This window comes from Longimicrobium sp. (genome assembly GCA_036387335.1).
Lineage (GTDB): Bacteria > Gemmatimonadota > Gemmatimonadetes > Longimicrobiales > Longimicrobiaceae > Longimicrobium.
The window spans coordinates 1-24,560 of sequence record DASVTZ010000092.1 but is presented as its reverse complement, the minus strand read 5'-3'; the positions used below and the strand labels follow the sequence as shown (position 1 = coordinate 24,560).

Sequence of the window (24,560 nt, the reverse complement as noted above, 5' to 3'; positions counted from 1 at the left end):
CGGGCCGTCCTCGCCCGTGGAGCCTCTGCCCTGCGGTGTGCGCTTGCCTCAGCGCTGTGCGGCGGCCTTGGTGGTGATGCGGATGACGCCGTGGGCGGCGCGGGGGTCGTTGGGGTAGAGGCTGGCGGCGGCGGGGCCCTTGATGACTTCGATGTTGTCGATGCGTTCCGGCGCGATGGTGCGCATGGCGCTCGGGTCGGCGATGCGTCCGTCGACGACCATCAGGCCCTCGAAGGTCTCGCCGCTGCGGATGCGGACCGGGCCGAACGACTCGGCGTGGGCACTGTCGCCGCGGATGCGGATCTGGGTGCCGCCGGCGGCTTCCCTGCGGAGGATGGTGAAGTCCCGGGCGTGACCGGTCCCTTCGAACGTGCGCGCGCCGGTGGTGATGGTGAAGGTGCCGGTGCCGTCGTCCTTGCGATGGACCGAGATCTGGGCGATGCGTCCAGAGGTGAGCGCATGCGCTTCCTCAGCGGTGACCTGCTTGCCGTCGACGATGTAGACCATCTTCGCCTCGCCATCGAACACGCGGAAGCGGGTCGCCTGCGTCTCGGCGGCGCGGACGTCCATGCGGTCGACTTCGGAGGTGGTGGGGAGCGCGGTCTCGCAGGCGGCGACGAGGGCGCCCGTCGCCAGCACGCCCAGCAGCCCGGCGCGCGCCGGGGCGAAGCGCGGAATCCGTACGTTCATGGCTCGTATTCTCCGTTCCAGGGATGAGGGCGTGCCGGCCAGCGCCGGTGCGCCCAGGGTGAGGCCGGGTCCACGCCCGGCCATGTCGATCAGCAGCGTTCCGTACGCGGCGGGGCGCACGCCGTGGCGCAGCACGCGGGTGTCGCAGTCCAGCTCCACGGCCGTCCGCAGCCGGCGGAGCATCCACCAGGCGGCCGGGTTCCAGGGGACCAGCGCCGCGGCCAGGCACCCCGCCGCCAGCAGGAGCGGGTCGCGGGCGCGGATGTGCTCGCGCTCGTGCAGCACGACCAGCCGCTGCTCTTCGGGGCTGGATTCCAGGAGCCAGCGAGGGACGACGACTTCCGGCGTGCGCACGCCGAGCACCGCCGGTCCGACGCGCGGCGCCACGCGCACAGGCGTGCCGGCGACGTCGTGCAGCGGCCAGCGGCGGCGCTCGCGGCGGGCGCGGTGGAGGGTGGCCGCGGCGATCGCCAGGAGCGCGGCGGTGAGGACGAGCCAGCCGGCCGCCAGCGCCTCACCCGGGATGCGGGCGCCGAGGGTGGCGGCGTCGCGCAGGGTGTCGCCGGCCAGGTCGCGGACGGCGGTGGCGGCGTGCGCCAGGGCGGCGAATAGGCCGGCATCCGCGTCGTCCGCCGCGATGGGGGCGGTGCGGCGGACGACGGCTGCGTCGAAGGAGAGCCTGGTGGGTGCGGTGGTGCGGAGCGGGGCCAGCGCGACGAGGGCGAGGGTGGCTCCCATCGCGCCGATCCACACCCAGCGCACGGGGCGGCCCAGCAGGCGGCAGACTTCCTCCAGCACCCATGCTGCAGCGGCCACCAGCGCGCTCACCAGCAGCGAGTACAGCATCCACGACACGATCATGGCTCTTCCTCCATCCGCTCTGCGAGTAGGCGGCGCATGCGCTCCAGCTCCTCGCGCTTGAGGCCGCGGTCGGAGACGAGCTGGGCGAACATCAGCTCCGCGGAGCCCTGGAATACGGCTTCGCGGATGCGGCTGATGGCGCTGCGGCCCGCGCGGTCCGGCGCGACCGTGGGGTGGTAGCGGTAGGCGCGGCCCTCGGGCTCGTGGCGCACGTACCCCTTTTCTTCCAGCGTCTGCAGCACGGAGAGCACGGACGTGTAGGCGAGCTCCTCGCCGAGCGCCTCGCGCACCTCGTTGACGGTGCCGGAGCCGCTCCGCCAGAGGATGCTCATCACGTCCAGCTCGCGGGGTGTGAAGATGATCTCGGTCATGGTCTTGTCTACGGGTTCTTCCGTAGGCTAATCTGGCAGCGGGTGATTGTCAACGGCTTTTTCCGTAGATGCGATTACGGGGAGTCTCACGCGGAGGCGCGGATTCGCGGAGGGAACTGCAACTGCTTGGCTCACGCGGAGGCGCGGAGACGCAGAGAGAGAGGGTGCACCGCGTGGCTTCGGGTTGGATGCCGGGATGGTGAGGAGGGTTGCGGGGGATGTAACTTCTGGATTTCGGGGAGGGACTCCATCGCGAGGGGATCTTCATGGGATGGGTGAAGGCGGTCGTGGGAGTCGCGGTGCTGCTCGGGTTCTGGGCGGCGGGGGAGGCGCTGGTGTCGGTGGCGCGGCTGCCGATGCCTGGGAGCGTTGCGGGGATGCTGCTCCTGGCGGGGGCGCTGAGGATGGGGTGGATTCCACTGGTGTGGGTGCGAGGCGCGGCGGAGCTCCTCGTGCGCTACATGGGGCTCCTGTTCGTGCCGCCGGGGGTGGGGTTGATGCTGTACTTCGATCTGATCGGCCGCGAGTGGCTTCCGATCATAGCGGCGGCGGTGGGGAGTACGATGTTCGTGCTGCTGACGGTGGGGGGCCTCATGCAGCGGATGGAGCGGCGTGGCTGAGGTGCTCTCCATCGCCGCGACGGTGGCGGTGTACGCGGCCGCCTCGTGGCTCTACCGGCGCTGGCGGATGCCGTTCTTCAACCCGGTGCTCGTGTCGGTGGTGGTGCTGATCTGCGCGCTGCGGGGGCTGGGGATCGAGCACGCGCAGTACGACCGCGGGGGGCGGATTCTCAGCTTCTTCCTGGGGCCGGCGGTGGTCGCGCTCGGCGTGCCGCTCTTCCTGCAGGGCGAGGAGATCGCGCGGCGGGGGAGGGCGATTCTGACCTCGATCGTCGCCGGGAGCGTGGTGGGGATCGTGTCGGGGGTGTGCGTGGCGGCGTGGCTCGGCGCGTCGGCGGAGGTGGTGAGGTCGCTGGCGCCGCGCTCCGTGACGACACCCATCGCCATCGGCATCGCGGAGCGGATCGGCGGGATTCCGTCGCTGAGCGCGGCGCTGGTGATCGGGACGGGGGTGCTGGGCGCGGCGCTGGGGCCGGCGGTGCTGCGGGCGGCCGGTGTGAGGAGCCGCACCGCGTTCGGGCTGGCGATGGGGGCCGCGGCGCACGGCATCGGCACCGCGCGCGCGGCGGAGGAGGGGACGGCGGAGGCGGCCGGGGGCGGGCTCGCCATCGGGCTGATGGGGGTGGCGACGGCGATTCTCGCTCCGCTGCTGGTGGCGCTGCTGGCGAGGGCGGGGGTGCTGGGGTGAGGTGGCGGGCATCAACTGGGGCATGAACGCCGGGACACCATCGCTGGGGGCACGAACGGCGGGGGCGCGAACGCCGAGGCGGATCGCCGGGTCGCCGGGTCGCCGGGGGCTGAAGCCCCCGGCTGGAACTACGGGAAGGCGGCTGAAGCCGGCTCGTACCCGCCCGCCAGCCCCAACCCGTCGGAGGAACGCGTCTTCACGCCCCCTCTCTCGATGACAGGAGGGCGCAGCCCTCTCCTGTTATCGGGAGAGGGGGCAGCGAGTGTAACGAGCGGGGGTGAGGGCCCCCGCCTCACTCCAGCTCGTCCAGCTCCCGCAGCGCCGGCACCTTGATCGCGGTGACGCCCACCACGCCGAGCGTCACCAGCCCGCCCAGGAGCACGGAGTTGACGGCGCCCAGCAGCCGCGCGGCCACGCCGGACTCGAAGGAGCCGATCTCGTTGGAGGAGCCGATGAAGATCTGGTTCACGGCGGAGACGCGGCCCAGCAGGTGCTCGGGGGTGCGCAGCGTCAGAAGGGTGGAGCGGATCACGACGCTGACGTTGTCCAGCATCCCGCTCAGCGCCAGCAGGGCGAGCGAGAGCCAGAAGGAGTGCGACAGGGCGAAGAGGATCCAGCACACCCCGAACCCGGCCACGCACAGCAGGAGCGTGGGGCCGGCGCGGCGCAGCTTGCGGTGCGCCAGGACGAGCGACATCGCCACGGCGCCGGCGGCGGGGGCGGCGCGAAGGACGCCCAGCCCCTGCGGCCCCACCCGCAGGATCTCCGCCGCGAAGATGGGGAGGAGCGCCGGGGCGCCGCCAAAGAGCACGGAGAAGAGGTCCAGCACCTGCGCGCCCAGCAGCTGCGGCTGCTTCAGCAGGAAGCGGATGCCGATGGTGAGGTTCTCGCCGATGGTGCCCTCGCGCGCGGCGGCGGGGCGGCGCGTGTACGCGATGCGCGCGAAGAGGAGGAGCGCGAGCGCGCAGAGCGCGGCCTCCGCCGCGTAGGCGGCGCGGGCGCTGGCGAAGCCGTACAGCACTCCGCCCAGCGCGGGCCCCATCACCGCCCCGAACTGCCATAGCGACGAGCGCCACGCCACCGCGTTGGCGTACGTCTCGCGCGGCACGATCTCCGCCCCCAGCGCCGTGCGGGCGGGCTGCAGAAAGGAGCGCGCCACGCCGCTGGCGAAGACCACGGCGAAGATCGGCCAGGTGCCACCGGCCAGGACCTGCGGCCGCATGGCCAGCGCGAGCAGGGCGCCGCCGCACGCCGTCTGCACCAGGAGGGCGGCCAGGCAGAGGCGCTTGCGGTCGTGCAGGTCCGCCACATGGCCCGCGTACAGCGCCGCGCCGATGAAGGGGATCGCCTCCGCCAGCCCCACCAGCCCCAGCGAGAGCGGGTCGCGGGTGATCTCGTACACCTGCCACGCCACCACCGTCGCCTGGATCTGCGTGCCCAGCGTGAGCGCCACCAGGCTCGCGACGTACCAGAGGAAGTTGGGGTTGCGCAGGGATACGTACGGGTCGTGCCGCTCGGCCATCGACGCTTCTCGCGGGCTGGGGGAGCGGGACGATACTCCGCCACGCCCGCTCCGCGCAATCGGAGCCGCGGGTGGTGGCGGCATGGCTCGCGTGCAGGGTCACGACATTTTGTGCAAAGCGATGGGAATGAGACGTTTGCTTCCGCGGACCGATCCCCCTCGACTTCAAACGATGCAGATGCTCATCCGCGACTCCCTTCCGGCCGCGCTCCTGGCGTGCGCGCTCCTGGCCGGGTGCACCACCGATTCCACGCTGGGCGCCCCCTCCACTTCGCCGGTCGCGCTGGCGGCGGGGGGCGGGCACACCTGCGCGCTGCTGCGGTCGGGCGAGGTGTACTGCTGGGGAAGCAACGACTTCGGCCAGATCGGCGGCGGGGCCGCGCCCGCCAGTGTCCCCGAGCCGGCGCGCGTGGCCAGCGGGGAGCGGTTCGCGGCCATCAGCGCGGGGGGCGAGACGACGTGCGCGCTGAACGGGGCGGGGAAGCTCTTCTGCTGGGGACGCAACCCGGCGCAGGCGTTCGGCGTTTCCGAGCCGTTCGTGAGCTCGCCGGTGGCCGTCGCGCCGGCGATGACGTGGCGCTCGGTGAGCGTGGGCTACTCGCATCTCTGCGGGATGGCGGTGGACGGCGTGGCGTACTGCTGGGGGAGGAACGTGCAGGGCCAGCTCGGCATCGGCCGGGCGGACACGGACGCGCACCCGGCGCCGGAGCCGGTGGGGGGGGCGGCGCGGCTCACCTCGATCGTCGCGGCCACCATCCACAGTTGCGGGCTGGATGGCGCGGGGAAGGCGTACTGCTGGGGGCTGAACTGGCAGAACGTCCTCACCACCGATGCCGCGCCCGTGCAGCCGCTCCCCGCGCGCGCCGGGGGCGAGCTGGCGTACGTGGAGCTGATGACGGGGACCACCTTCGCCTGCGGAAGGACGGCGGACACGCGCGTATCGTGCTGGGGCGACAACACGTCCGGGTCGTTCGGCACCGGCGACTTCATCGGCGGGCGCGACCCACGGCCGGCGTTCGGAGGGGCGCCGCTCCGCGTGCTGGCACTCAACTCGGAGAACACCTTCGCGGTGCACGCCTGCGTCACCGGCAGCGACGATGCGGCGCTCTGCTGGGGGAGCACGTCGGGCGGGCGGCTCGGCGGAACGCCTCCGGCCGCCACGCCCTGCTTCTCAACCGCATCGCCCATCACCTGCGATCCGGTGGGCACGCGCGTCGCCACGCACCGCTTCGCCGCGCTGGAGCTGGGGAGCACGCACACCTGCGGCCTCACCCGCGAGCGAAGCGTGCTGTGCTGGGGCGGCGGCGAGCGGGGGCAGCTCGGCAACGGCACCCTGACCAGCTCCGCCGCGCCCGTGACGGTGCACCTCCCCTCCTGATCCACACCTGCCGAACCGATGGACCTGCGCGGAGAAAAAGTCGCATAATCCTATGTGTGAGGCCACCTTGCAGCGATAGACACGAACCGGCCGCACCTGCTTTTCGCATCATCTCCGGTCCGCCTGAGCGCGACGCCTGAAAAGGAGCGTTACGCACAGAAATCACGGCCAAGTCACGCCGGGCGCGTTATACTGGGCACACGCGGCGCCCGAGAGGCCGCGTGGATCCCATCACCTTACCCCGGAGGAACAGGATGCACCTCACCCGCACCAGAACCGTCTTCGCCCTCGCCGCGGCGCTCGTGGCGCTCGCGGCACTCCCGGGCGGCGCCAGCGCCCAGACGTACTACGGGTACGAGAGCCTTGCCTGGACGGGCAAGTGCATGGACAACTACCGCGGCTACCTCACGGGCGGCAACAACCTCCAGATCTACAACTGCCAGTCGTCGGTGAACCAGTACTTCGCCCTCACGAGCGACGGGCACGTCATCGTGCAGAAGGGGCAGACGGACTCCAGCGGCTACCAGTACTGCATGGACTACTACCCGAGCAGCGGGTCGATCGGGTCGCAGGTGAAGATCTGGCCGTGCCGCCCGCTCAGCGGCCCGGGCGACAGCCAGCACTGGTATCTCCTCAGCACCGGCCAGTGGATGGGTGGCAGCGGCAACTGCGTCTCCGCGCAGACCGGCACCAACGAGACCAAGCTGGTGATGGCCGCCTGCAACACGAGCAGCCCGCCGAGCAACACGCGCTGGAAGTCGAAGCCGTGACGGCGGTGCGTTAGTGCGTTAGTGCGTTAGTGCGTTAGTGCGGGCCCCCTCCATCGCCCCTCCCCCGATAAAACCTGGGGGAGGGGCGATGGCGTGCATTCGTGCTCACCCCACTCTGTCATCCTGAGCGACGCGCGGCTCCGTCGCTCCCCGTGCACCGGACCGTGGCGCGGAGCGAAGGATCTACTGCGCGTTACGCGGGGCTCGGGGTCGCCCACAGTCCTCGCGCCTCGCCGGCTAGATCCTTCGGTCGCCGCAGAAAGGTCCGCGCGCGACTCGGGCTTCTGCGGGGCGGCTCCCTCAGGGATGACAGGATGGGGGGGAGGAAGGTTGACTAGGCACTAGGCACCAGGCACTAGGCACTACGCCCAGCGCACTCACGCACTCACGCACTCACGCACTATCAGTTTCCGTCCTTGCCGCGGGTTGCGTGCGGCGGTATCGTCCGCGGGTCCCTCCGATCGAGCCTTCCCGCCCGCCGCGCATCTCCGTGACCGAAGCCAACGTAGCATCCACCGAGTCCCGCCTCGTACGTGCCCTGGGGACGTGGGCGCTGGCCGCCAGCATCGTCAACGTGACGGTGGGGGGTGGCATCTTTCGTCTCCCCGGCGAGATGTCGAAGCTGCTGGGGCCCTCCGCGCTCTGGGCGTACGCGGTGTGCGCGCTCGCCATGGGGCTGATCGTCCTCTGCTTCGCCGATGCGGGGAGCCGGGTGGCGCTCACCGGCGGGCCCTATGCCTACGTGGAGACGGCGTTCGGGCCGTTCGTGGGCTTCCTCTCGGGGGTGCTGCTGTGGGCGGTGGGGACCTTTGCGCTCGCGGCCGTCTCCACCGTTCTGGCCGACTCGGTGGCGGCGCTCGTGCCGGCGCTGAGCGGGCGCGTGGCCAAGGCCGGCGTACTCGTGGTGGTGTACGCGCTGCTGGCCGGGGTCAACGTCGGCGGGGTGAAGCAGGGGGCGCGGCTCAACGACGTCGCCACCGTCGCCAAGCTCCTGCCGCTGCTGCTGCTGGTGGGGGCCGGGGCGCTGGCCGTGAGCCCACAGAACCTGGCCTCCACGGCGCCCGAGACGGGGAGCCTGGCCCGCGCCTGCATCGTGCTGATCTTCGCCTTCGCGGGGGTGGAGAGCGCGCTGGTGCCGAGCGGCGAGGTCCGCAACCCGGCGCGCACCGTGCCGCGCGCCATCCTCATGGCGATGCTGGGGATCACGGTGCTGTACCTGGCGCTGCACGCCGTCGCGCAGGGGGTGCTCGGCACCGACGTGCTCGCGCGGAGCGCCACCCCCCTCGCCGATGCGGCCGGCAAGGCGATGGGCTCCGGCGGGCGCACGCTGATCCTGGTGGGGACCGCCGTCTCCACCTTTGGCTACGTGAGCGGGATGATCCTGGCCGTTCCCCGCGGCCCCTTCGCCATGGCGCGCGACGGATTCCTGCCGCGCGCGCTGGCCTCGGTGCATCCCCGCTTCCACACGCCGCACGTCGCCATCATGGTGCAGGCGGTCATCACCTGCGCCCTTGCGATTTCCAGCAAGTTCATCCTGCTCGCCGTGCTGGCCAACCTCAGCACGCTGCTGCTCTACGCGGCGTGCTGCGTGGCCGCGTGGGAGCTCCGCCGCCGCGGCGTGACCACCGACGGCGCGATGCCCTTTCGCGTGCCTGCCGCGCCGGTCATCCCCTGGCTGGCGCTCGCGGTGATCGCGTTCATGCTCTTCTCGGTGACGCGCACGGAGTGGGCCTGGGTGCTCGGGGTGCTGGCCGTGGCGGCGATGATCTTCTACATCACGCGCCCCAGCCGCGCGGCGCGATGACGACGTACTGCGAGGCGGCGGAGGGGCACCCCTTCCACGGGCCCTATCACGACGAGGAGTACGGCTTTCCGCTCCGCGGCGACGACGAGCTTTTCGAGCGCCTGGTGCTGGAGATCAACCAGGCGGGTCTGTCGTGGCTCACCATCCTCAGGAAGCGCGACGCCTTCCGCCGCGCCTACGACGGGTTCCGGGTGGAGCGCGTGGCGGCGTACGGCGATGCCGAGCGCGCGCGCCTGCTGGCCGACGCCGGGATCGTGCGCAACCGCCTCAAGGTGGACGCGGCCATCGACAACGCGCGCACCATCCTGCGCCTGCGCGATTCGCACGGCTCGTTCGCGGGGTGGCTGGACGCGCACCACCCGCTCGCGAAGGAGGAGTGGGTGAAGCTGTTCAGGAAGACGTTCCGCTTCACCGGCGGCGAGATCGTGGGCGAGTTCCTGATGAGCACGGGCTACCTGCCGGGCGCGCACCACCCCGGCTGCCCCGTGTTCGCCCGCGTCGCCGCGCTCCGCCCGCCCTGGATGACCTCAACGCCGGTGCCGCTATGAAGATCCCCAAGGAGTGGCTGTCGCAGAAGGCGGGGAACGCGCCCATCTCGGAGCACCGCAACCTCTCCGAGATGACCGCGATGCGCATCCGCATGGCGTGGCAGAAGCTCAAGGCCAAGGCCGAGGAGGGCGACGAGGTGTGGGCCTTCGCGAACCCGTCCAACACCTGGAAGAAGCTGGGGAAGCAGACCGGCTACGCGCTCGTGCGCAACGGCAAGATCGTCGAGAGCATCGTGGTCACGAACAGCTTCGACTGAACAGCGGCCTCACGCGGAGACGCGGAGACACGGAGAGGCGCCTCAGAGGGGAAGGGACTCGTCCGTGGCTGCGGATGGAGGGATGGAGGGCGGGTGATCAGGAGCAGGAGGCAGGGGCGGCTCCGGTTCGCGGGGCGTATCTCCCGCCGACGGCATCGTTTCGGCCTCGCGAAAGAGCGCGTAGGACTCCCAATCCCACAGGACCGTCTTCCGGCTCCACAGGCGGAGGGCGATCTACCACGTTCGGCCGGGCCGCCTCGGCTTCGTTCAGCCGGCGTAACACATCCTGAAGGACGGGGCTGTAGTGGGTGGTGAGGTTGAGCTCGTGCGTGGCGGGGTCGCGGTACCCGCTGTCCGAAGGGAGGAGCCGGAGGTATTTGCGCTCGTAAGCAGGGTCGAAGTTCTGGAGCACCCATCCGATGTAGACCTTGCCGTTCTTGAGCGTCACCGCCACGGGAAGCGAGCGCTGGATGGAGTCCTCCATCAGGATCTCCAGGTAATCGCCCCACGTCTCCATCGCCGCGCGCGCATAGTGGTTACGGGTACGTCCCACGAGCCGCAGGAGCAGGTTCAGCGGCCACCAGCCGAGCGCGCCGCCGAGGAACGCAAGCAGCGACGTTCCCGCGTAGGGGAACGGTATGAGCTTCTTCCATTCAGCTCCCAGCGACGGGTCGCGTGAATCGAGGAGTGTCACCCCGACGAACGCGATCGCCAGCCACGCGAGCCCCGCGGCGGCGGCGTGGAAGAGCAGCCGCTCCCCGGTGTAGCGCTTGGTCGCAAAGCGCGTCGGCAGCCAGCGGGTGATAAAAAAGTACCCCCCCAGCAGAGGCAGGAGGAGTACGTTGAACGGCATGGCCGAGAGCTCCCGGAAGGTCCGTTAGCGCCCTTTCGCCGGGTTGTTAGGGCTCTTGTAGGCCTTTCCGGAGCGCCCGGCATTCTTGATGGACTGTTCGATCGCCCGGCGGCCGTTCTCGCTCCGGAGCACGTCGTCGGCCTTTACGTAGCTCACACCCGAACGATTGGTGTGGACCTTCGCGCTCTTGCTGGGTCGCGCGTCGTTTGGCGTCATGCGTCTCCAGGGGCTCGGGGGCGTCTCACCCCAAGCATAGGGCGGGCCGCGGGGTGCGTCAATGTACGTCCACGCACGCGAGGAGTTCCCGTCCCACCTATGATCAAGGTTGCCAGATCGTGAATCGATCAGAAGGTCCGGTGTTGAACTGGCTCGCACGGGCGGCGCGGCGCGTATTGGGGCGCCGGGGGCGGAGCATGGAGGAGATCTTTTCGGAGATCCACCGGAGCAACGCGTGGGCGAGCCCCGAGTCGGTGTCGGGGAGAGGGTCGATCCTGGAGCGGACGGTCGTCATCCGCAGAGAGCTTCCGGGGCTGCTCGCCGGTGTCGGCGCGCGGTCGCTGCTCGACGCGCCGTGCGGCGACTTCAACTGGATGCGGCACGTCGATCTGGGCGGGGTGGAGTACGTGGGGGCCGACGTGGTGCCGGAGCTGATCGAGCGGAACCGCCACGAGTTCGAAGGGGAGGGGAGGCGGTTCGTGGTGCTGGACATCGTGCGCGACGAGCTGCCGCGCGCGGACGTGGTGCTGTGCAGGGACTGCCTGATCCACCTCTCCTTCCGCGACGCACGCGCCGCCATCGCCAACTTCAAGGGGAGCGGGTCCGGCTTCCTGCTCGCGACGACGCATCCAAAGGTGGCGAAGAACAGGGACATCGAGTCGGGGAGCTGGCGGTCGGTGAACCTGCAGCTCGCCCCGTTCTCCTTTCCCGAGCCGCTCCGGCTGATCGAGGAGGACGCAGAGACGGGGAAGTGCCTGGGGATGTGGAGGCTGGACGCGCTGTAGGCCTCAGGCGGCGATCGCGGCGCGGTACGCGGCCAGCGTCTCCGCGGCGGTGCGGTCCCAGCTGAAGCGGGCGGCGCGGGCCAACGAGCGGGCGCGGAGATCTTCGCGCAGCGCGCCGTCGCGGTACAGGCGGTACATCGCGTGGCAGAGTGCGTCGGCGTCCTGCGGATCGACGACGAGCGCGGCGCCGCCCACGACCTCTGGGATCGAGGAGCGGTTGGAGGCGATCACGGGAGCGCCGCACTGCATCGCCTCCAGCGGCGGGATCCCGAACCCCTCGTGCAGCGACGGGAAGACGAAGCCGAGCGCCCCGCTGTAGAGCGCCGCCAGCTCCTCGTCGGGAACGAACCCGGGCATCACCACGCGGGCACCCCGCGCGCGCGCCTCCGCCACCGCCCGCTCCACCCCCGCGGTTCCGCTCCCCGCGGGCCCCGCCACCACCAGCGACAGGTCGCGGCACCCCTCCTGTACGACGAGCCGGGTGAACGCTTCCACGGCCGCTTCCACGTTCTTGCGTACGTCCAGCAGCCCGAGCGTGAGCAGGTACGGCCCGGGCGGGATGCCGAGCCGCACCCGCACCGCATCCTGCCGCGCCGCGTCGGTGCAGGGGAAGAAGAGCCCCGGGTCCGCGGCGAGGGGGACCACCGAGATGCGGTCAGCCGGGGCGATCCCCATCTCCACGATGTCGTCGCGGGTGGCGAGCGAGGTGGTGATCAGCCGGTCGTCCGGTCCCAGGCTGCCGAGGCTCACGCCGATTGACTGCGCCCGGTGCCCGTCGTAGAGCTCGGCGTAGCGCGGGTGCACCACGTCGTACACGGTCAGCAGGCGCGGCGGCGAGCCGGGGCGCAGGGGCGGAAGCGGGGCGCCCGTGGAGTGGAAGACGTCCGCGCCCGGCGTTGCGTCGCTGACGGGCGGGTGGATGCGCTGGTCCAGCACGCGGGCCCCGGAGCGCAGCACGCCCGGCATCGCCTGGTTGGGAAACCACGCGCGGAGGGTGCGGTGGACCCGGCGCGCGGCGCGGCCGATGCCGGAGGCGGCGGGGGTCGCCGGCCCCACTAGGGGCACACCCGCCAGCGCCGGATCGGTGCGCAGGTACTCCGCCGAGCCGGAGAAGGCGACGCTGGAGAGGTTGGCGCAGAAGAGGAGGTCGCACTCGCCAGTCCGCTGCAGCCCCGCGGCCAGCTCGCGGAGCGCGCGGAAGCTCCCGCTGCGGCTCTCGCGGTACAGGTATCCAAGGCCCAGCCAGGAGATGTCGAGCAGGACGCGCATGCGGTGGGGACCGGGGTGGAGGAGCGCGCATTTCGGTGCCGCGGCGGGCGCAATCTACCCGGTGCCGCGGGCGCGCGACAGGCGCCCGGCCGATTGCGTCGTGGGGTCGCGGCGGGCATATTCAGCGCACTTCGTACCCTCTCCCGACTCCAGAATCCATGCCGACACCGTTCCACCACGAATCCGTTCAACCGGCCGATCCGGGCCAGGCCCGCACCCCCCTTCTCGTCATCGCCCATCCGGGGCACGAGCTGCGCATCCTGGGGTGGATGGGGCGCATGCGCCCGCTGGTGTGCGTCCTTACCGACGGCTCCGGCAGCCGCGACGAGGGCCGGCTGGAGTCCACCACGCGCGTGCTGGAGCACACCGGGGCCACCGCCGGCCCGGTGTACGGCGTCATGTCCGACAAGGAGGTGTACGCCGCCATCCTGGGGCACGACCACGACCGCTTTACGCGCCTGGCCGACGACCTGGCCGAGGTGATCGTCTCCACCGGCGCCGACTGCGTGGTGGGCGACGCCATCGAAGGATACAACCCGTCGCACGACGTCTGCCGCCTGGTGATCAACGCCGCGGTGCGCATGGCCTCGCGGGGGGGCGCGGCTCCGTCCAACTACGACTACCTGCTGGTGGGCCCGCCGGGCGAGTGCGCCGTGGAGCTGCGCGAGCGCGCGTACTTCCTGGAGCTGGACGACGCCGCGCTCGACGCGAAGCTGCATGCCGCGCGCTGCTACCCCGAGCTCACCGCCGAGGTGGATCACGCGCTGGACAAGTTCGGCCTCGCCCCTTTTCGCACCGAGTGCCTGCGCCCCTCCGACCACAGCTCGCGCTACGGATGGGACCCCGCGGCGACTCCGGCGTACGAAACGTTCGGCGAGCAGCGCGTGGCCGCGGGCGTGTACAGGGACGTGCTGCGCTTTCGGGAGCACGTGATGCCGCTGGCGGACGCCCTGTGGACGCACAGCGAGCGCGGCGCATGACATGGCGCCGCTGCGCGTACTGATCACCAACCGCACGCTGGCCAGCCGCACCGGCACGGAGCTGTACGTCCGCGACCTGGCGGTGGGGCTGGCCGCGCGCGGGCACCGGCCGGTGGTCTACAGCCCGGACCTGGGGGCGATCGCGCGCGAGATCCGGTCGGCCACCATCCCCGTGACCGACGACCTGCGGAGCATCGCCGAGGCGCCCGACGTGATCCACGGCCACCACTCCCTGGAGACGATGGCGGCGCTCCTGGCCTTCCCCGATGCTCCGGCCATCTTCTTCTGCCACAGCTGGGTGGGGTGGGCGGACGAGCCGCTCCGCTTTCCCCGCGTGCTGCGCCACGTGGCGGTGGACCGTACCTGCCGCGACCGGCTCTGCCTGGAGCACGGCATCGACCCCGCGCGGGTGCACCTGGAGCTGAACTCGGTGGAGCTGGACCGGTTCCGCCCGCGCGGCCCCCTGCCGCCGCGCCCGCGCCGCGCGCTGGTGTTCAGCAACGCCGCGGGGGCCCGGGTCGGCTCGCAGCTGGAGGCGATCCGCGAGGCGTGCGAGGCGGAGTCGATCGAGGTGGAGGTGCTGGGCGCCAACGCCGGCCGCGAGCACGCCCGCCCGGAGGAGGTGGTGCGCGAGTTCGACCTGGTGTTCGCCAAGGGCAAGTCCGCGCTGGAGGCGCTCGCCGCGGGAACGTCCGTCATCCTGTGCGACGCAATGGGGATGGGTCCGCGGGTGACCTCCGCGAACCTGGCGGAGCTCCGGGGCTTCAACCTCGGCATCCGCACCCTGCGCGAGCCGGTGACCGCGGAGGGGGTGCGGCGCGAGATCGCGGGCTACGACGCGGCCGATGCGATGGCGGTGAGCCGGGAGATCCGCGCGCAGGCCGGCGCGGACTCGATGGTCGACCGCCTCTGCGCCCTGTACGAGGAGGTGGTGGCGGAGCACCGCGCCGCCCCCGCCCCGGACGCGCGGGAGGAGATGGCGGCCGCCGCGGCCTACCTGCAGCGCCTGTCGCCGCTGATGGGCGAGCGCGACGTGATGCGCCGCGTCTTCATGCGGCTCCTGCGCACCCCCGTGGTCGGCCGCTCGATCCGCGCGCTGGGCTCGCGCTCCGGGGAGGGCCACTGGCTCGCCCGGCTCCTGCGGATGGAGCCGCTCGGCTGAGCGCGGAGAGCCCGGGGGTGCCCGCCTCAGGCTGGATGCGGGGAGGCGCCTGGGCCCTGGCCTCGCTGGTTCTCGCGCTGGGGCTGGGCGCCGTGCGCATGGTGCTGGTGGCGCGCCTGATCGGCGCCGCGCAGATGGGCACCGCCGGCGTCGCGCTCCTGGTGCTGACCACGCTGGAGGCGCTCACCAGCGTCGGGACCGAGGTGGCGCTCGTCACCCGCCGGGGAAGGGTGGAGGACGACCTCGACCTGGCCTTTACGCTGGAGCTGCTGCGCGGCGCCGCGCTGAGCGCCGTGGCGCTGGCCGCGGCTCCCTTTGCGGCGCAGTTCCTTTCCACGCCCGGCGCCACTCCGCTCATCCGCGTGCTCGCCCTGCTCCCGCTGCTGCGCGGGCTGGCGAATCCCGCCGCCGCCCTGCTGGTGCGGCGGGCGGAGTTCCGGCGGCTGTTCTGGTGGGGGGTGCCCGAAGCGGTGGCGGGTGTGGCGGTGGGGATCGGGGTGGCGGTGATCCGCCGCGACGCGTGGGCGCTGGTCGCTTCCGCGCTCGCCATGCAGGGGGTGGGCACCGCCCTGTCGTACGCCATGGTCCGGCACCGGCCGCGCCTGCGGCTTCGCGGGCGCGGGATGCGGCGGCTGCTCCACTATGGCGGAGCGCTCAACCGTACACGCATCCTGACGTTCCTGAGCCTCAACCTGGACAACGTGCTGGTTGGGCGCTTCCTGGGCCCCACCGCGCTGGGCCTCTACCAGGTGGCGTTCCGCGTGGCGGAGATCCCGTCCGTCACCCTCACGCGCGCCGCGGGGCGCGTCGCCCTGCCGATGCTGGGGCTGCTGCGCGGAACCCCGAGGGCGCTCACGCGGCGGTACCTGGCGGCGGTGGGCGGAGTGTGCGCGGCGGTGGGCGTGTTCGCGGTGCTCGCCCTGCTCGTGGGCGAGGCTGGGGTACGGTGGATGCTGGGGCCGGAATGGACGCGGATGGTGCCCGCGCTCCAGCTGCTGGCGCTGGCGATGGTCTTTCGCGCGGTGATGCAGATCACCGACCAGCTCTTCAATGCCCTCTCCCGTCCCCGGCTGTCGGTGCCGGTGCAGGGCGTGCGCTTCAGCCTGCTGGCCATCGCGCTCTACCCGCTCCTGCGCTGGGATGGGCTGCGGGGGGTGGCCGCCGCGGTGCTCCTGGCCCATGCCGGCGGCGCGCTGGTGGCGGCGGGCGGGGCTTTCGTGCTGCTCAGGGGCACGGCGCGGCTCCGGCTTCCGGGCGGAGGCGCGGTCGCGGAATGATACCGTCTCGACAGAAGTTCTGTGCAAACACAAAGGATCAAGATGTCACGCGAAGGCGCGAAGACGCTAAGGAAAGACACGGAAGCCCTTTCTTTGCGCCTTCGCCCCTTTGCGTGAGACCTTTCCTCCGATGCACACGGATTCGTGAGAAATGGTATGATACCATTCGCCACCCCGGTTTACGGAGACGCAGAGAGAACCGCAACTGCATGGCTCACACAGAGACACAGAGACACAGAGAGAACGGATCAAGGCTTCCTCTGTGGCTTGTAGTTCCCTCCGTGTTCTCTGTGTGAGGCTGTTGTTTTTCCGAGACGAGGCCCGGCGAACACGGAGGGGGAAATGGCGGACCGGTTGATGACGACTCCCCGGCAGTTCACGCTCAGCCGGCTGTCGCGCGAGCTGTACGAGAGCTTCCTGCAAAAGGCGAAGGCGCGCGGCTACTCGTTCGTGCGCTTCCAGGACTTCGCCCCCGGCGGCCCGGCGCTGCCCGAGCGCTACATCGCGCTGCGCCACGACATCGACTTCGCGCCGGTCCATTCGCTGGAGATGGCGGAGCTGGAGCACGCCGCCGGGGTCGCGTCCACCTACTTCGTGCTGGTGGACGGGCAGTTCTACGACCCGCTCCACACCGACGTCGTGCGCCAGCTACGCCGGATTCACTCGCTGGGGCACGAGATCGGCCTGCACTTCGCCGTGAGCTCGGCCGTGTGCGACGACATCGGCGAGGAGGTGGCCTTCCGGATGCGGGTGCTGGAGGCCATCGTGGATGCCAGGGTGCACTCTTTCTCCCAGCACGATCCGGTGAACGCCGGCTTCGTGTCGGTCGCGCTCCCACCCGGCCACCATCCGTGCGTGGACGTTAGCGAAGTCATCCGCGCCCACGGCCTCACCTACGTGAGCGACAGCGCGATGATGTGGAGGCGGCACACCTTCGACACGGCGATGGAGGAGGGGGGGAACCTCTGCCTTCTCGCGCACCCGCACTCGTGGCTGCATCCGCAGGACGATTACGTCGCCATGATCCGCGAGTTCGAGGCGCAGCAGGTGCGCGGGGTCACCGAGCGCTTCGACGCGTTCGTCAACGCGCTGACCGGCTACTACACGCGGCGGCTGAACGAAGGGGTTTGAGCGGGCGCACGCGCGCTCACCCCTCCGCGTCCAGGTAGCCCAGCTCGCGCAGGAGCTTCCCGCCCACGCGCTCGAATTCGGCGCGCTCCTCGGGGAGCATCGCCGTCCGCCACCCGCCGATGCGCGCGGGGTCCGGAGCGCGAAGGCTGCTCTCCTGCTGCCGGAGCCGCTGTTCGCGCGTGATGAGCGGGGTGCCGTCCGGCGCGATGGCCCCGTTCTGCTCGGCCAAGCGCGCCCGGGCTCGCGTGTGGTGCGAGAGCATGGCGGGGTCCCACTCCAGCTCCAGGAAGCGGCAGACGCGGGCCAGCACCGGCCCTGGGTCGCGCACCAGCTCTTCGTAGCACACCTCCAGGTAGTCGGGGCGTCCCAGGCCGGATTTGCGCGCCCCGGCCACGCACCGGGCCCAGTAGCGGGCCAGCGTCGCCATGTCGCGCCCCGGCGCGAACCACTGCTCCCGCAGCGACAGCGCCACGTCGCGCCCGTCGCGGATGAGGTGGACGAAGCGCGCTTCGGGAAGCACGCGCCGGATCAGGTCGATCTCCAGGCAGTAGATCGGCGTCTTGTCGCCCCAGCGGGGCTTGCCGTGGCGGGCGGCGTAGAGACGGTAAAAGGCGCGGAACCCCGCCGATGCCGTGAACGGCTCGATGCGTTGCAGCGCGTCGCGGAAGTCGTCCGCCGGGATCCCGAAGTCTGCCCAGTTGGGCGCTTGCGGGGGAAAGGCCGTGATCTCGCGGAAGAAGCGCTCCCGCAACCCGTCGCCCGAGCCGCGGAACTTGCGGGCGATGCTCAGGAACCCGGTCTCGGGAGGAATGGCGAGATCCGGATGCGAGTCCAGCATCAGCCGCAGCAGTGTGGTTCCCGAGCGCGGCGCGCCCACCACCACCGGCATGGGCGCGGCGTGCGGGTCCGCCGGTCCGTAGGGACGCAGCCATGCGCTCAGCACTGGACCGGGCCGGGAACGCGGGATGGATTCGCCCGCCGGCAGCCTGTCATCTTCAGCGTCACCGCCGCCGTCCCCGCGCACGGAACGTGGTACCCAGGAGATCCTCCTCGCTCTCGTGTGGATCATAAGGACGCCCGCACGGTTGCAACTTCCGTGAAATGATTCGTTCGCCCCCGTCTGACCGAAGGAGCTCGAGAGTGATCCACGCGCGCATCACGGAAAGCGAAATCCGCCGTCTGCTCCGGCTGCCGGACGGCGGCGACCGGGAGGTCCGGGCGGTCGGAACGCTGGACGAGAGCTATGACGATTGCCTGTACTTCGTCAACACGGAAGTGAAGGCCCCGCTCCGCGAGAGATTCGCGGAGCGGCGCGGCTGCATCGTGATCGCGCGGGTGGGCTCGGCGCGCTCCGGCGACTGGGGCGACTGCGTCGTGGTCGAATGCCACGATCCGCGCGCGGCGATCGGGCGCGTGCTGGGGCTCATCCGCGTCGAGGGACGCCAGCCGCCGCTGGTCGCGGAGCGCAACATCTCCCCGGAGGCCATGGTCTCTCCGCTCGCCGTGACCGAGGGCAACGTCGAGATCGGGGAAGGTGCCCTGATCGAGCCCTTCTGCGTGATCGGCCCCGACGTCAGGATCGGGAAGGGCACCATCATCCGGTCCGGAGTGCGGCTCTTTCCGCGGGTCGAGATCGGCGACGAGACGGTCATCGGCGCGAACACGGTGATCGGCCACGACGGGTACGGCTACGTGCGGAACGAGGAGGGGAACAAGGAGCATATCCCTCACCTGGGCGGGGTCAAGATCGGGTCGCACGTGGAGATCAGCGCGCTGACCGTCGTGCATGCCGGCGTCATCGTCCCGACCACGGTGGAGGACCACGCCAAGGTGGGCGAGCTCAACATCGTGGCCCACAACTGCCGTGTCGGGCGCGGGGCGAGCGTGACGGCCGGCGTGATGATGGGGGGGCGGTCCGTGATCGGGGCGGAGGCGTGGGTCGGGCTCAACGCCAGCATCCGTGACGGCGGCCGCGTCGGCGAGCGCGCGCTGGTGGGGATGGACGTGTCCGTGCAGGAAGACATCCCGGACGGCGCCGTCGCGCGTGCCCCGCGGCCCGACGTCCAGCCGCGGACGGACATCGATCCCGCCGCGATCGGATTTCAGCGCCGCTAGGCCCACACGCCCGGCGGCGCAACGTTGCAGGGGTATGGGCGATCCGCTACGTTCGTCTTTTTCCGCGCGGATGCCGCGAATCCAGCGATACACACGATGAACGCTGCGCTCGACGGCGCTGAGGTCCTGATCCTGGGCGGCACGGGGTCGCTGGGCCAGCGCCTCTTCCACCGCATCCTGGCCGACGAGATGGGCTCGCCCGCCTCGGTCACCGTCGTGTCGCGCGACGAGGCCAAGCAGCACGCCATGCGCCTGGAGCTGATGCACCAGGCCACGGCCACCGACGACGTCATCTACAACGAGAGCGCCAACCGCGCGCGCTTCGCCATCGGCGACGTGCGCAGCTACGCGGACATGCGGCGCTACGTGGAGCGCTCGGACGTGATCTTCCACGCCGCCGCGCTCAAGCAGGTGCCCACCTGCGAGTACCACGGCGCCGCGGCGGTGGACACCAACGTCATCGGCGCCATCAACCTGGCGCGCGCCGTCTTCGAGAGCCGCGGCGGGGGGAAGCACGTGGTGGGGATCTCCACCGACAAGGCGTGCAAGCCGGTGAACATGATGGGGATGACCAAGGCGATCCAGGAGCGCATCCTGGTGCAGGCCAACCTGGACACCCCCGGCTGCCGCTTCGTGAACGTGCGCTACGGCAACGTGATGGCCTCGCGCGGCTCCGTCATCCCCTTCTTCATCGACCTGGTGCGCCGCGGCAAGCCCCTGCCCATCACGGACCGGCGCATGACGCGCTTCCTGATGACGCTGGACGAGTCGGTGGACCTGATCTTTCGCGCCCTCCGCCACGCCAACGCGGGCGAGACGTACGTCCCCCTCCTCGCGTCCGCCCGGATCACGGACATCGCGCTGGCCGTGGCCGAGGCGGAGACGTACCCCATGACCGACACCGGCATCCGGCCGGGCGAAAAGATCCAGGAGATCCTGGTGAGCGAGGAGGAGGTGGCGCACACCGTCTTCCGCGGCGACGACCTGGTGATCCTCCCCATCCTCCCCGAGCTGCGCGTGGACGAGGTCGGCACGCGCGCGCTTCCCTTCGCCGGCGAGTACACCTCCGGCGCCGCGCCGCTGCCGCTGGCGGAGGTGCGCGCCCTGCTGCTGCGGCACCGCCTCACCCGCGGCACCGCCCCCGAGACCGGCGAGATCTTCCGGTGAGCGCGTCCGCCGGCGGCGAGCACAGGATGCGCGTGATGACCATCGTGGGCACGCGGCCGGAGATCATCAAGCTGTGCCGCGTGATCCACGAGCTGGACCGGTTCACGGACCACGTGCTGGTGCACACCGGCCAGAACTACGACTGGGAGCTGAGCGGCATCTTCTTCCGCGAGCTGGGCGTGCGGCAGCCGGACCACTTCCTGGAGGCGGCCGGCGCGACCCCCGGGGAGACGGTGGGCAACGTCATCGCGCGAGCGGACGCGCTGATGGCGCAGGTGAAGCCGGATGCGCTCCTCCTGCTGGGCGACACCAACTCCGCGCTCGCCGCCTATCCGGCCAAGCGGCGCAGGGTGCCCGTCTTCCACATGGAGGCGGGGAACCGTGGATTCGACGACCGCGTGCCGGAGGAGATCAACCGCCGCGTGGTGGACCACCTGAGCGACATCAACCTCACCTACACGGAGCACGCGCGCCGCTACCTGCTGCGCGAAGGCCTCGCGCCGGAGACGGTCATCAAGACGGGCTCGCCGATGAAGGAGGTGCTCTCGCACTACGCCGCCCAGATCTCCGCGTCGGACGTGCTGGAACGCCTGGATCTCGTCGAGGGCGGCTACACGGTGGCCAGCGCGCACCGCGAGGAAAACGTCGATTCCGAGCGCAACCTGGCCAACCTGGTGGCGACGCTGAACGCGATGGCGGAGGGGCTGGGCCGGCCCGTCATCTTCTCCGCGCACCCGCGCACCCGAGCCCGCATCGACGCCGCGGGCGTGCCCCTGGATCGGCGCGTGCGGATGCTGAAGCCACTCGGCTTCTTCGACTACGTGCGCCTTCAGCGGGGCGCGTTCTGCGTCGTCTCGGACAGCGGCACGGTGACGGAGGAGGCCTCCGTGCTGGGCTTTCCCGCCGTCACCATCCGCGAGGCGCACGAGCGGCCGGAGGGGATGGACGAGGGCGTGCTGGTGATGTGCGGCCTTGTGCCCGGCGAGGTGCTGAACGCCATCCGCGTCGTCACGGAGCAGCACGCCGAGCGCCGCCCCGCGCTGGTGCCCGACTACGACACCGAGACCGTGTCGCTCAAGGTGGTGCGCATCATCCTGAGCTATACGCGCTACGTGCGCCGCACCGTGTGGCACGATGCCTGAGCGGCTCCCGCTCCCGGGCGACGTGCTGGTCACCGGCGCCACCGGCTTCCTGGGCGCGTACGTGGTGGACGGGCTCCTGAAGCTCGGCGTGGGCGTGCGCGCGCTGGTCCGCGCCGAGCACGCGAGCCTCCCCGCGCCCGTCCGGCAGGTGCGCGCGGCGGACCTATCCGACCGCGCCGCGCTGCGTGCGGCGTGCGCGGGCGTCGATGCGGTCGTGCACCTGGCCGCGCGCACGCACGTGCTGCGCGACTCCGCCCGCGACCCGCTGGAGCGCTTCCGCCGCGTCAACGTCGAGGGAACGCGCGTCCTGCTGCGCGAGGCGCTGGATGCGGGGGCCACGCGCTTCGTCTACGCCAGCTCGGTGAAGGCGGTGGGGGAGGGAAGCGCGGAGTGCTGGACCGGCGACGTCATCCCGCGCCCCGCGGACGCGTACGGCGTCAGCAAGCTGGAGGCGGAGCAGGTGGTGCGGCAGGACGCGGCCGGCATCCACGCGCCCATCCTGCGGCTCCCGCTGCTGTACGGCGCGGGCGTGCGGGCCAACATGCTGCGCCTCTTCCGCACCGTCGACCGGCGCGTGCCTATGCCGGTGGGCGGCATCCACAACCGTCGCAGCCTGGGGTACGCCGGCAACGTAGTCGCCGCCATCGAGACGGTGCTCACCGCCCCCGCCGCGCGCCGCGCCACGCTCTTCGTGAGCGACGACGACGACGTCTCCACGCCGGAGCTGGTGCGCCGCATCGCCGCGGCGCTGGGCGTCTCCGCGCGCATCGTCCCCTGCCCGCACGCGATCGCCCGGCTGGCGGCGCGCGCGGGCGACGTGGTTTCGCGCGCGGTACCGGTGCCGTTCACCACCGGCGCGCTCGAGCGGCTGACCGGCTCGCTGTGCGTGGACGCCGGCGCGCTCCGCGGGCTGGGGTGGGCGCCGCGCTACACGATGGCCGAGGGGATGGCGGACACCGCACGGTGGTACCGCGGCCTCCACCCGCGCGCATGACGGCCGGCGAGCGCCCGCTGCGCATCCTGGTCCTCTCGCAGTACTTCTGGCCGGAGGACTTCCGCATCAACGACCTGGCGCTGGCGCTGAAGGAGCGCGGGCACCACGTCGAGGTCCTCACCGGCATCCCCAACTACCCCGAAGGCCGGGCGTACGCGGGATACTCTCCGTTCGGTCCGCGCCAGGAAGATTTCCACGGCATCCCCGTGCGCCGCGTGCCGCTGCTCCCGCGCGGGCGCGCGGGCGGGGTGCGGCTGGCGCTCAACTACGCCTCGTTCGCGCTCACGGCCAGCCTGCTCGCCCCGCTCGTCGCGCGCCGCCAGTACGACGTGATCCTGGTGTACGAGGTGTCGCCGATCACCGTCGGCATTCCCGCGCTCGTGCTGAAGCGGCTCACCGGCGCGGCCCTGCTCTTCTGGGTCCTCGACCTGTGGCCGGAGGTGCTTCAGGGCACCGGCGCGGTCTCGTCCGAGTCCGTGCTGGGCGCGGTGCGGCGGCTGGCGCGGCGCATCTACCGCGGCAGCGACCGCATCCTCGTGTCGTCGAAGGGCTTCCTGCGCCCCGTCTCCGAGCTGGCGGACGGCGACGCGCGCGTGCGCTACTTCCCCCAGTCCGCCGAGCCGTTCTACCGCCCGCTTGCCGTGGAGGAGACGGACGGCGTTCCGCCGCTTCCGGCGGGCTTTCGCGTGATGGTGGCCGGCAACATCGGCGCCTCGCAGGACTTTTCCACGATCCTCGCCGCCGCGGAGCTGCTCCGCGACCGGGGCGACGACCACTGGATCGTGGTGGGGGACGGGCGGATGCGGGAGTGGGTGGAGCGGGTGGTGCGCGAGCGGGGGCTGGGTTCGGTCGTCCACCTGCTGGGGCGCCACCCGGCGGAGCGCATGCCGCACTTCTTTGCGCACGCCGACGTGCTGCTGGCGTCGCTGAAGCGCGCGCCGGTCTACGCCTACACGCTGCCGGCCAAGGTGCCGTCGTACCTGGCCAGCGCCCGCCCCCTGATCGCCGCCATGGACGGCGAGGGCGCGCGCGTGGTGAACGACGCCCGCGCCGGCTTCTCCTGCCCCGCCGAGGACCCCCGCGCCCTCGCCGACGCCGTCCTCGCCCTCCGCGCCCTCTCCCCCGACGAGCGCGCCGCCATGGGCACGCGCGGCCGCGCCTACTTCCTCGAGCACTTCGAGCGCGAGCGCCTCACCACCCGCCTGGAGGGCTGGATGCGGGAGGTGGCGCCGAGGGGGAATCAGCCGTAGGTCCAGGCCTGCGACACGCCCGTCGCCTTTTCTTGTCATCCTGAGGAAGCCGCACGACCGATCCCGCCGTGACATCCAACATCCTGCGGCGCCCGAAGGATCTAGCCGGCGAAACAGGAGGACAGCCGCCGACCACGAGCCCCTCGCCGCGCGCAGTAGATCCTTCGCTCCGCGCCAAAGGATGGAGCGAGGGCGAGATCGGTGCGGCGCGTCGCTCAGGATGACAAAAGGTTGGTGGCGCGCGTCGTCGTCTGCGTGAGTCCGCGCAGGCGGACTTGCGTGTTTCCAGCGGCGAATTCATTCGCTCTGGACGCGGGCCGCGGCGTGTGCGCGGGGCACGGGCAGCCACGCGGGGCGGCCCCTACGGGTTTTCGGGGCCGTTCGGCCGTGTTTGGGGCCCGGCGAGGGAGGGCGGACACGCAGGTCCGCCCCTACCGGTGTGTGGTGTGCGGGGAAGCCGGTAATGGGTGCGCCGCGGGTCGCGTCATTTGGCGGTGGTGCGCGGGAGACGGCGCGGAGGGCATACGCGGGTCACGCGCAGTGTGGCCCTGAGCGGGGGGCTGGGCGCGGGCAGGCACGGGCGCGATAAATCGCGCCCCTACAGTACGGGGTTTTAGAGGAGATGGCGGTGGGGCAACGCCCGCCGTCGCGCACGGATGCCACCGCCCCTCCCCCAGGTAGTTTTGGGGGAGGGGCCGCGAGGAACGAGC

At 71.5% G+C, this 24,560-nt stretch carries 24 protein-coding genes; 17 read left to right on the top strand and 7 right to left on the bottom strand.

What is annotated here, in order from left to right:
• Nucleotides 1-48 precede the first annotated feature (48 nt).
• Both VF647_08170 and VF647_08165 read right to left on the bottom strand, forming a co-directional pair.
• Nucleotides 49-1,551, bottom strand: coding sequence for a M56 family metallopeptidase (locus tag VF647_08170; GenBank protein ID HEX8452057.1), 1,503 nt, complete (start codon nucleotides 1,549-1,551; stop codon nucleotides 49-51).
• Nucleotides 1,548-1,922 carry a BlaI/MecI/CopY family transcriptional regulator gene (locus VF647_08165; GenBank protein ID HEX8452056.1) on the bottom strand — a complete coding sequence of 125 codons (375 nt, stop codon included), beginning with the start codon at nucleotides 1,920-1,922 and terminating at the stop codon, nucleotides 1,548-1,550. Before VF647_08165 ends, VF647_08170 begins: the two co-directional genes overlap by 4 nt.
• 266 nt (nucleotides 1,923-2,188) lie before the next feature.
• Here VF647_08165 and VF647_08160 point away from each other — a divergent pair, with 266 nt between their 5' ends.
• Both VF647_08160 and VF647_08155 read left to right on the top strand, forming a co-directional pair.
• Entirely contained in the window at nucleotides 2,189-2,542 is a 354-nt protein-coding gene (locus VF647_08160; GenBank protein ID HEX8452055.1) for a CidA/LrgA family protein, read from the top strand.
• Complete coding sequence (locus VF647_08155; GenBank protein HEX8452054.1) at nucleotides 2,535-3,230, top strand: LrgB family protein; 696 nt, start codon at nucleotides 2,535-2,537, stop codon at nucleotides 3,228-3,230. The genes VF647_08160 and VF647_08155 overlap by 8 nt, the downstream gene beginning before the upstream one ends.
• Before the next feature lie 292 nt (nucleotides 3,231-3,522).
• Here VF647_08155 and VF647_08150 read toward each other — a convergent pair whose 3' ends face one another.
• Nucleotides 3,523-4,752, bottom strand: a complete 1,230-nt coding sequence (locus tag VF647_08150; GenBank protein HEX8452053.1) for an MFS transporter — start codon at nucleotides 4,750-4,752, stop codon at nucleotides 3,523-3,525.
• 172 nt (nucleotides 4,753-4,924) lie between these two features.
• On the opposite strand from VF647_08150, the gene VF647_08145 reads away from it, so the two are divergent.
• The 5 genes from VF647_08145 to VF647_08125 all read left to right on the top strand — a co-directional run bounded on the left by VF647_08145 (nucleotide 4,925) and on the right by VF647_08125 (nucleotide 9,509).
• Complete coding sequence (locus VF647_08145; GenBank protein ID HEX8452052.1) at nucleotides 4,925-6,130, top strand: hypothetical protein; 1,206 nt, start codon at nucleotides 4,925-4,927, stop codon at nucleotides 6,128-6,130.
• A gap of 254 nt (nucleotides 6,131-6,384) precedes the next feature.
• Nucleotides 6,385-6,900: a ricin-type beta-trefoil lectin domain protein gene (locus VF647_08140; protein HEX8452051.1), complete on the top strand. Its 516-nt coding sequence runs from the start codon at nucleotides 6,385-6,387 to the stop codon at nucleotides 6,898-6,900.
• Between the two features lie 490 nt (nucleotides 6,901-7,390).
• Complete coding sequence (locus VF647_08135) at nucleotides 7,391-8,704, top strand: APC family permease (GenBank protein HEX8452050.1); 1,314 nt, start codon at nucleotides 7,391-7,393, stop codon at nucleotides 8,702-8,704.
• Nucleotides 8,701-9,252 (top strand): DNA-3-methyladenine glycosylase I, encoded by a 552-nt coding sequence (locus tag VF647_08130; protein ID HEX8452049.1) that lies wholly within the window; start codon nucleotides 8,701-8,703, stop codon nucleotides 9,250-9,252. The genes VF647_08135 and VF647_08130 overlap by 4 nt, the downstream gene beginning before the upstream one ends.
• Nucleotides 9,249-9,509, top strand: coding sequence for a hypothetical protein (locus VF647_08125; GenBank protein ID HEX8452048.1), 261 nt, complete (start codon nucleotides 9,249-9,251; stop codon nucleotides 9,507-9,509). The genes VF647_08130 and VF647_08125 overlap by 4 nt, the downstream gene beginning before the upstream one ends.
• A gap of 97 nt (nucleotides 9,510-9,606) precedes the next feature.
• On the opposite strand, the gene VF647_08120 is transcribed toward VF647_08125, so the two are convergent.
• Together VF647_08120 and VF647_08115 are read right to left on the bottom strand one after the other, a co-directional pair.
• Entirely contained in the window at nucleotides 9,607-10,362 is a 756-nt protein-coding gene (locus VF647_08120) for a hypothetical protein (protein HEX8452047.1), read from the bottom strand.
• Nucleotides 10,363-10,386: 24 nt separating this feature from the next.
• Nucleotides 10,387-10,578, bottom strand: a complete 192-nt coding sequence (locus VF647_08115; GenBank protein ID HEX8452046.1) for a hypothetical protein — start codon at nucleotides 10,576-10,578, stop codon at nucleotides 10,387-10,389.
• 197 nt (nucleotides 10,579-10,775) lie between these two features.
• On the opposite strand from VF647_08115, the gene VF647_08110 reads away from it, so the two are divergent.
• Nucleotides 10,776-11,363, top strand: coding sequence for a class I SAM-dependent methyltransferase (locus VF647_08110; GenBank protein HEX8452045.1), 588 nt, complete (start codon nucleotides 10,776-10,778; stop codon nucleotides 11,361-11,363).
• Nucleotides 11,364-11,366: 3 nt separating this feature from the next.
• Here the strand turns inward: VF647_08110 and VF647_08105 are convergent, their stop codons facing one another.
• Nucleotides 11,367-12,632 carry a glycosyltransferase family 1 protein gene (locus VF647_08105; protein HEX8452044.1) on the bottom strand — a complete coding sequence of 422 codons (1,266 nt, stop codon included), beginning with the start codon at nucleotides 12,630-12,632 and terminating at the stop codon, nucleotides 11,367-11,369.
• Between the two features lie 158 nt (nucleotides 12,633-12,790).
• Here VF647_08105 and VF647_08100 point away from each other — a divergent pair, with 158 nt between their 5' ends.
• From VF647_08100 to VF647_08085, 4 genes are all read left to right on the top strand, one after another.
• Complete coding sequence (locus tag VF647_08100; protein HEX8452043.1) at nucleotides 12,791-13,612, top strand: hypothetical protein; 822 nt, start codon at nucleotides 12,791-12,793, stop codon at nucleotides 13,610-13,612.
• 1 nt (nucleotide 13,613) lies between these two features.
• A complete protein-coding gene (locus VF647_08095) occupies nucleotides 13,614-14,774 on the top strand; it encodes a glycosyltransferase family 4 protein (protein HEX8452042.1) in 1,161 nt (386 codons plus the stop codon).
• A gap of 17 nt (nucleotides 14,775-14,791) precedes the next feature.
• Nucleotides 14,792-16,051 (top strand): oligosaccharide flippase family protein, encoded by a 1,260-nt coding sequence (locus VF647_08090; GenBank protein ID HEX8452041.1) that lies wholly within the window; start codon nucleotides 14,792-14,794, stop codon nucleotides 16,049-16,051.
• A 342-nt stretch (nucleotides 16,052-16,393) separates the two neighbouring features.
• Nucleotides 16,394-17,182 carry a hypothetical protein gene (locus VF647_08085; protein ID HEX8452040.1) on the top strand — a complete coding sequence of 263 codons (789 nt, stop codon included), beginning with the start codon at nucleotides 16,394-16,396 and terminating at the stop codon, nucleotides 17,180-17,182.
• 16 nt (nucleotides 17,183-17,198) lie between these two features.
• Here the strand turns inward: VF647_08085 and VF647_08080 are convergent, their stop codons facing one another.
• Entirely contained in the window at nucleotides 17,199-18,125 is a 927-nt protein-coding gene (locus VF647_08080; GenBank protein HEX8452039.1) for a sulfotransferase, read from the bottom strand.
• A gap of 197 nt (nucleotides 18,126-18,322) precedes the next feature.
• On the opposite strand from VF647_08080, the gene VF647_08075 reads away from it, so the two are divergent.
• From VF647_08075 to VF647_08055, 5 genes are all read left to right on the top strand, one after another.
• The gene (locus VF647_08075) at nucleotides 18,323-19,297 is read left to right on the top strand and encodes a hypothetical protein (GenBank protein ID HEX8452038.1); all 975 of its coding nucleotides are present in this window, start codon (nucleotides 18,323-18,325) and stop codon (nucleotides 19,295-19,297) included.
• 96 nt (nucleotides 19,298-19,393) lie between these two features.
• Nucleotides 19,394-20,464, top strand: coding sequence for a polysaccharide biosynthesis protein (locus VF647_08070; protein ID HEX8452037.1), 1,071 nt, complete (start codon nucleotides 19,394-19,396; stop codon nucleotides 20,462-20,464).
• Entirely contained in the window at nucleotides 20,461-21,606 is a 1,146-nt protein-coding gene (gene wecB / locus VF647_08065; GenBank protein HEX8452036.1) for a UDP-N-acetylglucosamine 2-epimerase (non-hydrolyzing), read from the top strand. Before VF647_08070 ends, wecB begins: the two co-directional genes overlap by 4 nt.
• Nucleotides 21,599-22,600, top strand: a complete 1,002-nt coding sequence (locus VF647_08060) for an NAD-dependent epimerase/dehydratase family protein (GenBank protein HEX8452035.1) — start codon at nucleotides 21,599-21,601, stop codon at nucleotides 22,598-22,600. Before wecB ends, VF647_08060 begins: the two co-directional genes overlap by 8 nt.
• A complete protein-coding gene (locus VF647_08055; protein HEX8452034.1) occupies nucleotides 22,597-23,850 on the top strand; it encodes a glycosyltransferase family 4 protein in 1,254 nt (417 codons plus the stop codon). The genes VF647_08060 and VF647_08055 overlap by 4 nt, the downstream gene beginning before the upstream one ends.
• The last annotated feature ends 710 nt before the right edge of the window (nucleotides 23,851-24,560 follow it).

What these genes read in the sequence shown, in the direction of transcription:
- VF647_08145 (HEX8452052.1), top strand. Translation starts at nt 4,925, where the DNA reads ATGCAGATGCTCATCCGCGACTCCCTTCCGGCCGCGCTCCTGGCGTGC.
- VF647_08105 (HEX8452044.1), bottom strand. Translation starts at nt 12,632, where the DNA reads ATGCGCGTCCTGCTCGACATCTCCTGGCTGGGCCTTGGATACCTGTAC.
- VF647_08070 (HEX8452037.1), top strand. Translation starts at nt 19,394, where the DNA reads ATGAACGCTGCGCTCGACGGCGCTGAGGTCCTGATCCTGGGCGGCACG.
- VF647_08060 (HEX8452035.1), top strand. Translation starts at nt 21,599, where the DNA reads ATGCCTGAGCGGCTCCCGCTCCCGGGCGACGTGCTGGTCACCGGCGCC.
- VF647_08095 (HEX8452042.1), top strand. Translation starts at nt 13,614, where the DNA reads ATGGCGCCGCTGCGCGTACTGATCACCAACCGCACGCTGGCCAGCCGC.
- VF647_08165 (HEX8452056.1), bottom strand. Translation starts at nt 1,922, where the DNA reads ATGACCGAGATCATCTTCACACCCCGCGAGCTGGACGTGATGAGCATC.
- VF647_08150 (HEX8452053.1), bottom strand. Translation starts at nt 4,752, where the DNA reads ATGGCCGAGCGGCACGACCCGTACGTATCCCTGCGCAACCCCAACTTC.
- VF647_08140 (HEX8452051.1), top strand. Translation starts at nt 6,385, where the DNA reads ATGCACCTCACCCGCACCAGAACCGTCTTCGCCCTCGCCGCGGCGCTC.
- VF647_08100 (HEX8452043.1), top strand. Translation starts at nt 12,791, where the DNA reads ATGCCGACACCGTTCCACCACGAATCCGTTCAACCGGCCGATCCGGGC.
- VF647_08110 (HEX8452045.1), top strand. Translation starts at nt 10,776, where the DNA reads ATGGAGGAGATCTTTTCGGAGATCCACCGGAGCAACGCGTGGGCGAGC.
- VF647_08120 (HEX8452047.1), bottom strand. Translation starts at nt 10,362, where the DNA reads ATGCCGTTCAACGTACTCCTCCTGCCTCTGCTGGGGGGGTACTTTTTT.
- VF647_08130 (HEX8452049.1), top strand. Translation starts at nt 8,701, where the DNA reads ATGACGACGTACTGCGAGGCGGCGGAGGGGCACCCCTTCCACGGGCCC.
- VF647_08125 (HEX8452048.1), top strand. Translation starts at nt 9,249, where the DNA reads ATGAAGATCCCCAAGGAGTGGCTGTCGCAGAAGGCGGGGAACGCGCCC.
- VF647_08160 (HEX8452055.1), top strand. Translation starts at nt 2,189, where the DNA reads ATGGGATGGGTGAAGGCGGTCGTGGGAGTCGCGGTGCTGCTCGGGTTC.
- VF647_08085 (HEX8452040.1), top strand. Translation starts at nt 16,394, where the DNA reads ATGGCGGACCGGTTGATGACGACTCCCCGGCAGTTCACGCTCAGCCGG.
- VF647_08170 (HEX8452057.1), bottom strand. Translation starts at nt 1,551, where the DNA reads ATGATCGTGTCGTGGATGCTGTACTCGCTGCTGGTGAGCGCGCTGGTG.
- VF647_08055 (HEX8452034.1), top strand. Translation starts at nt 22,597, where the DNA reads ATGACGGCCGGCGAGCGCCCGCTGCGCATCCTGGTCCTCTCGCAGTAC.
- VF647_08115 (HEX8452046.1), bottom strand. Translation starts at nt 10,578, where the DNA reads ATGACGCCAAACGACGCGCGACCCAGCAAGAGCGCGAAGGTCCACACC.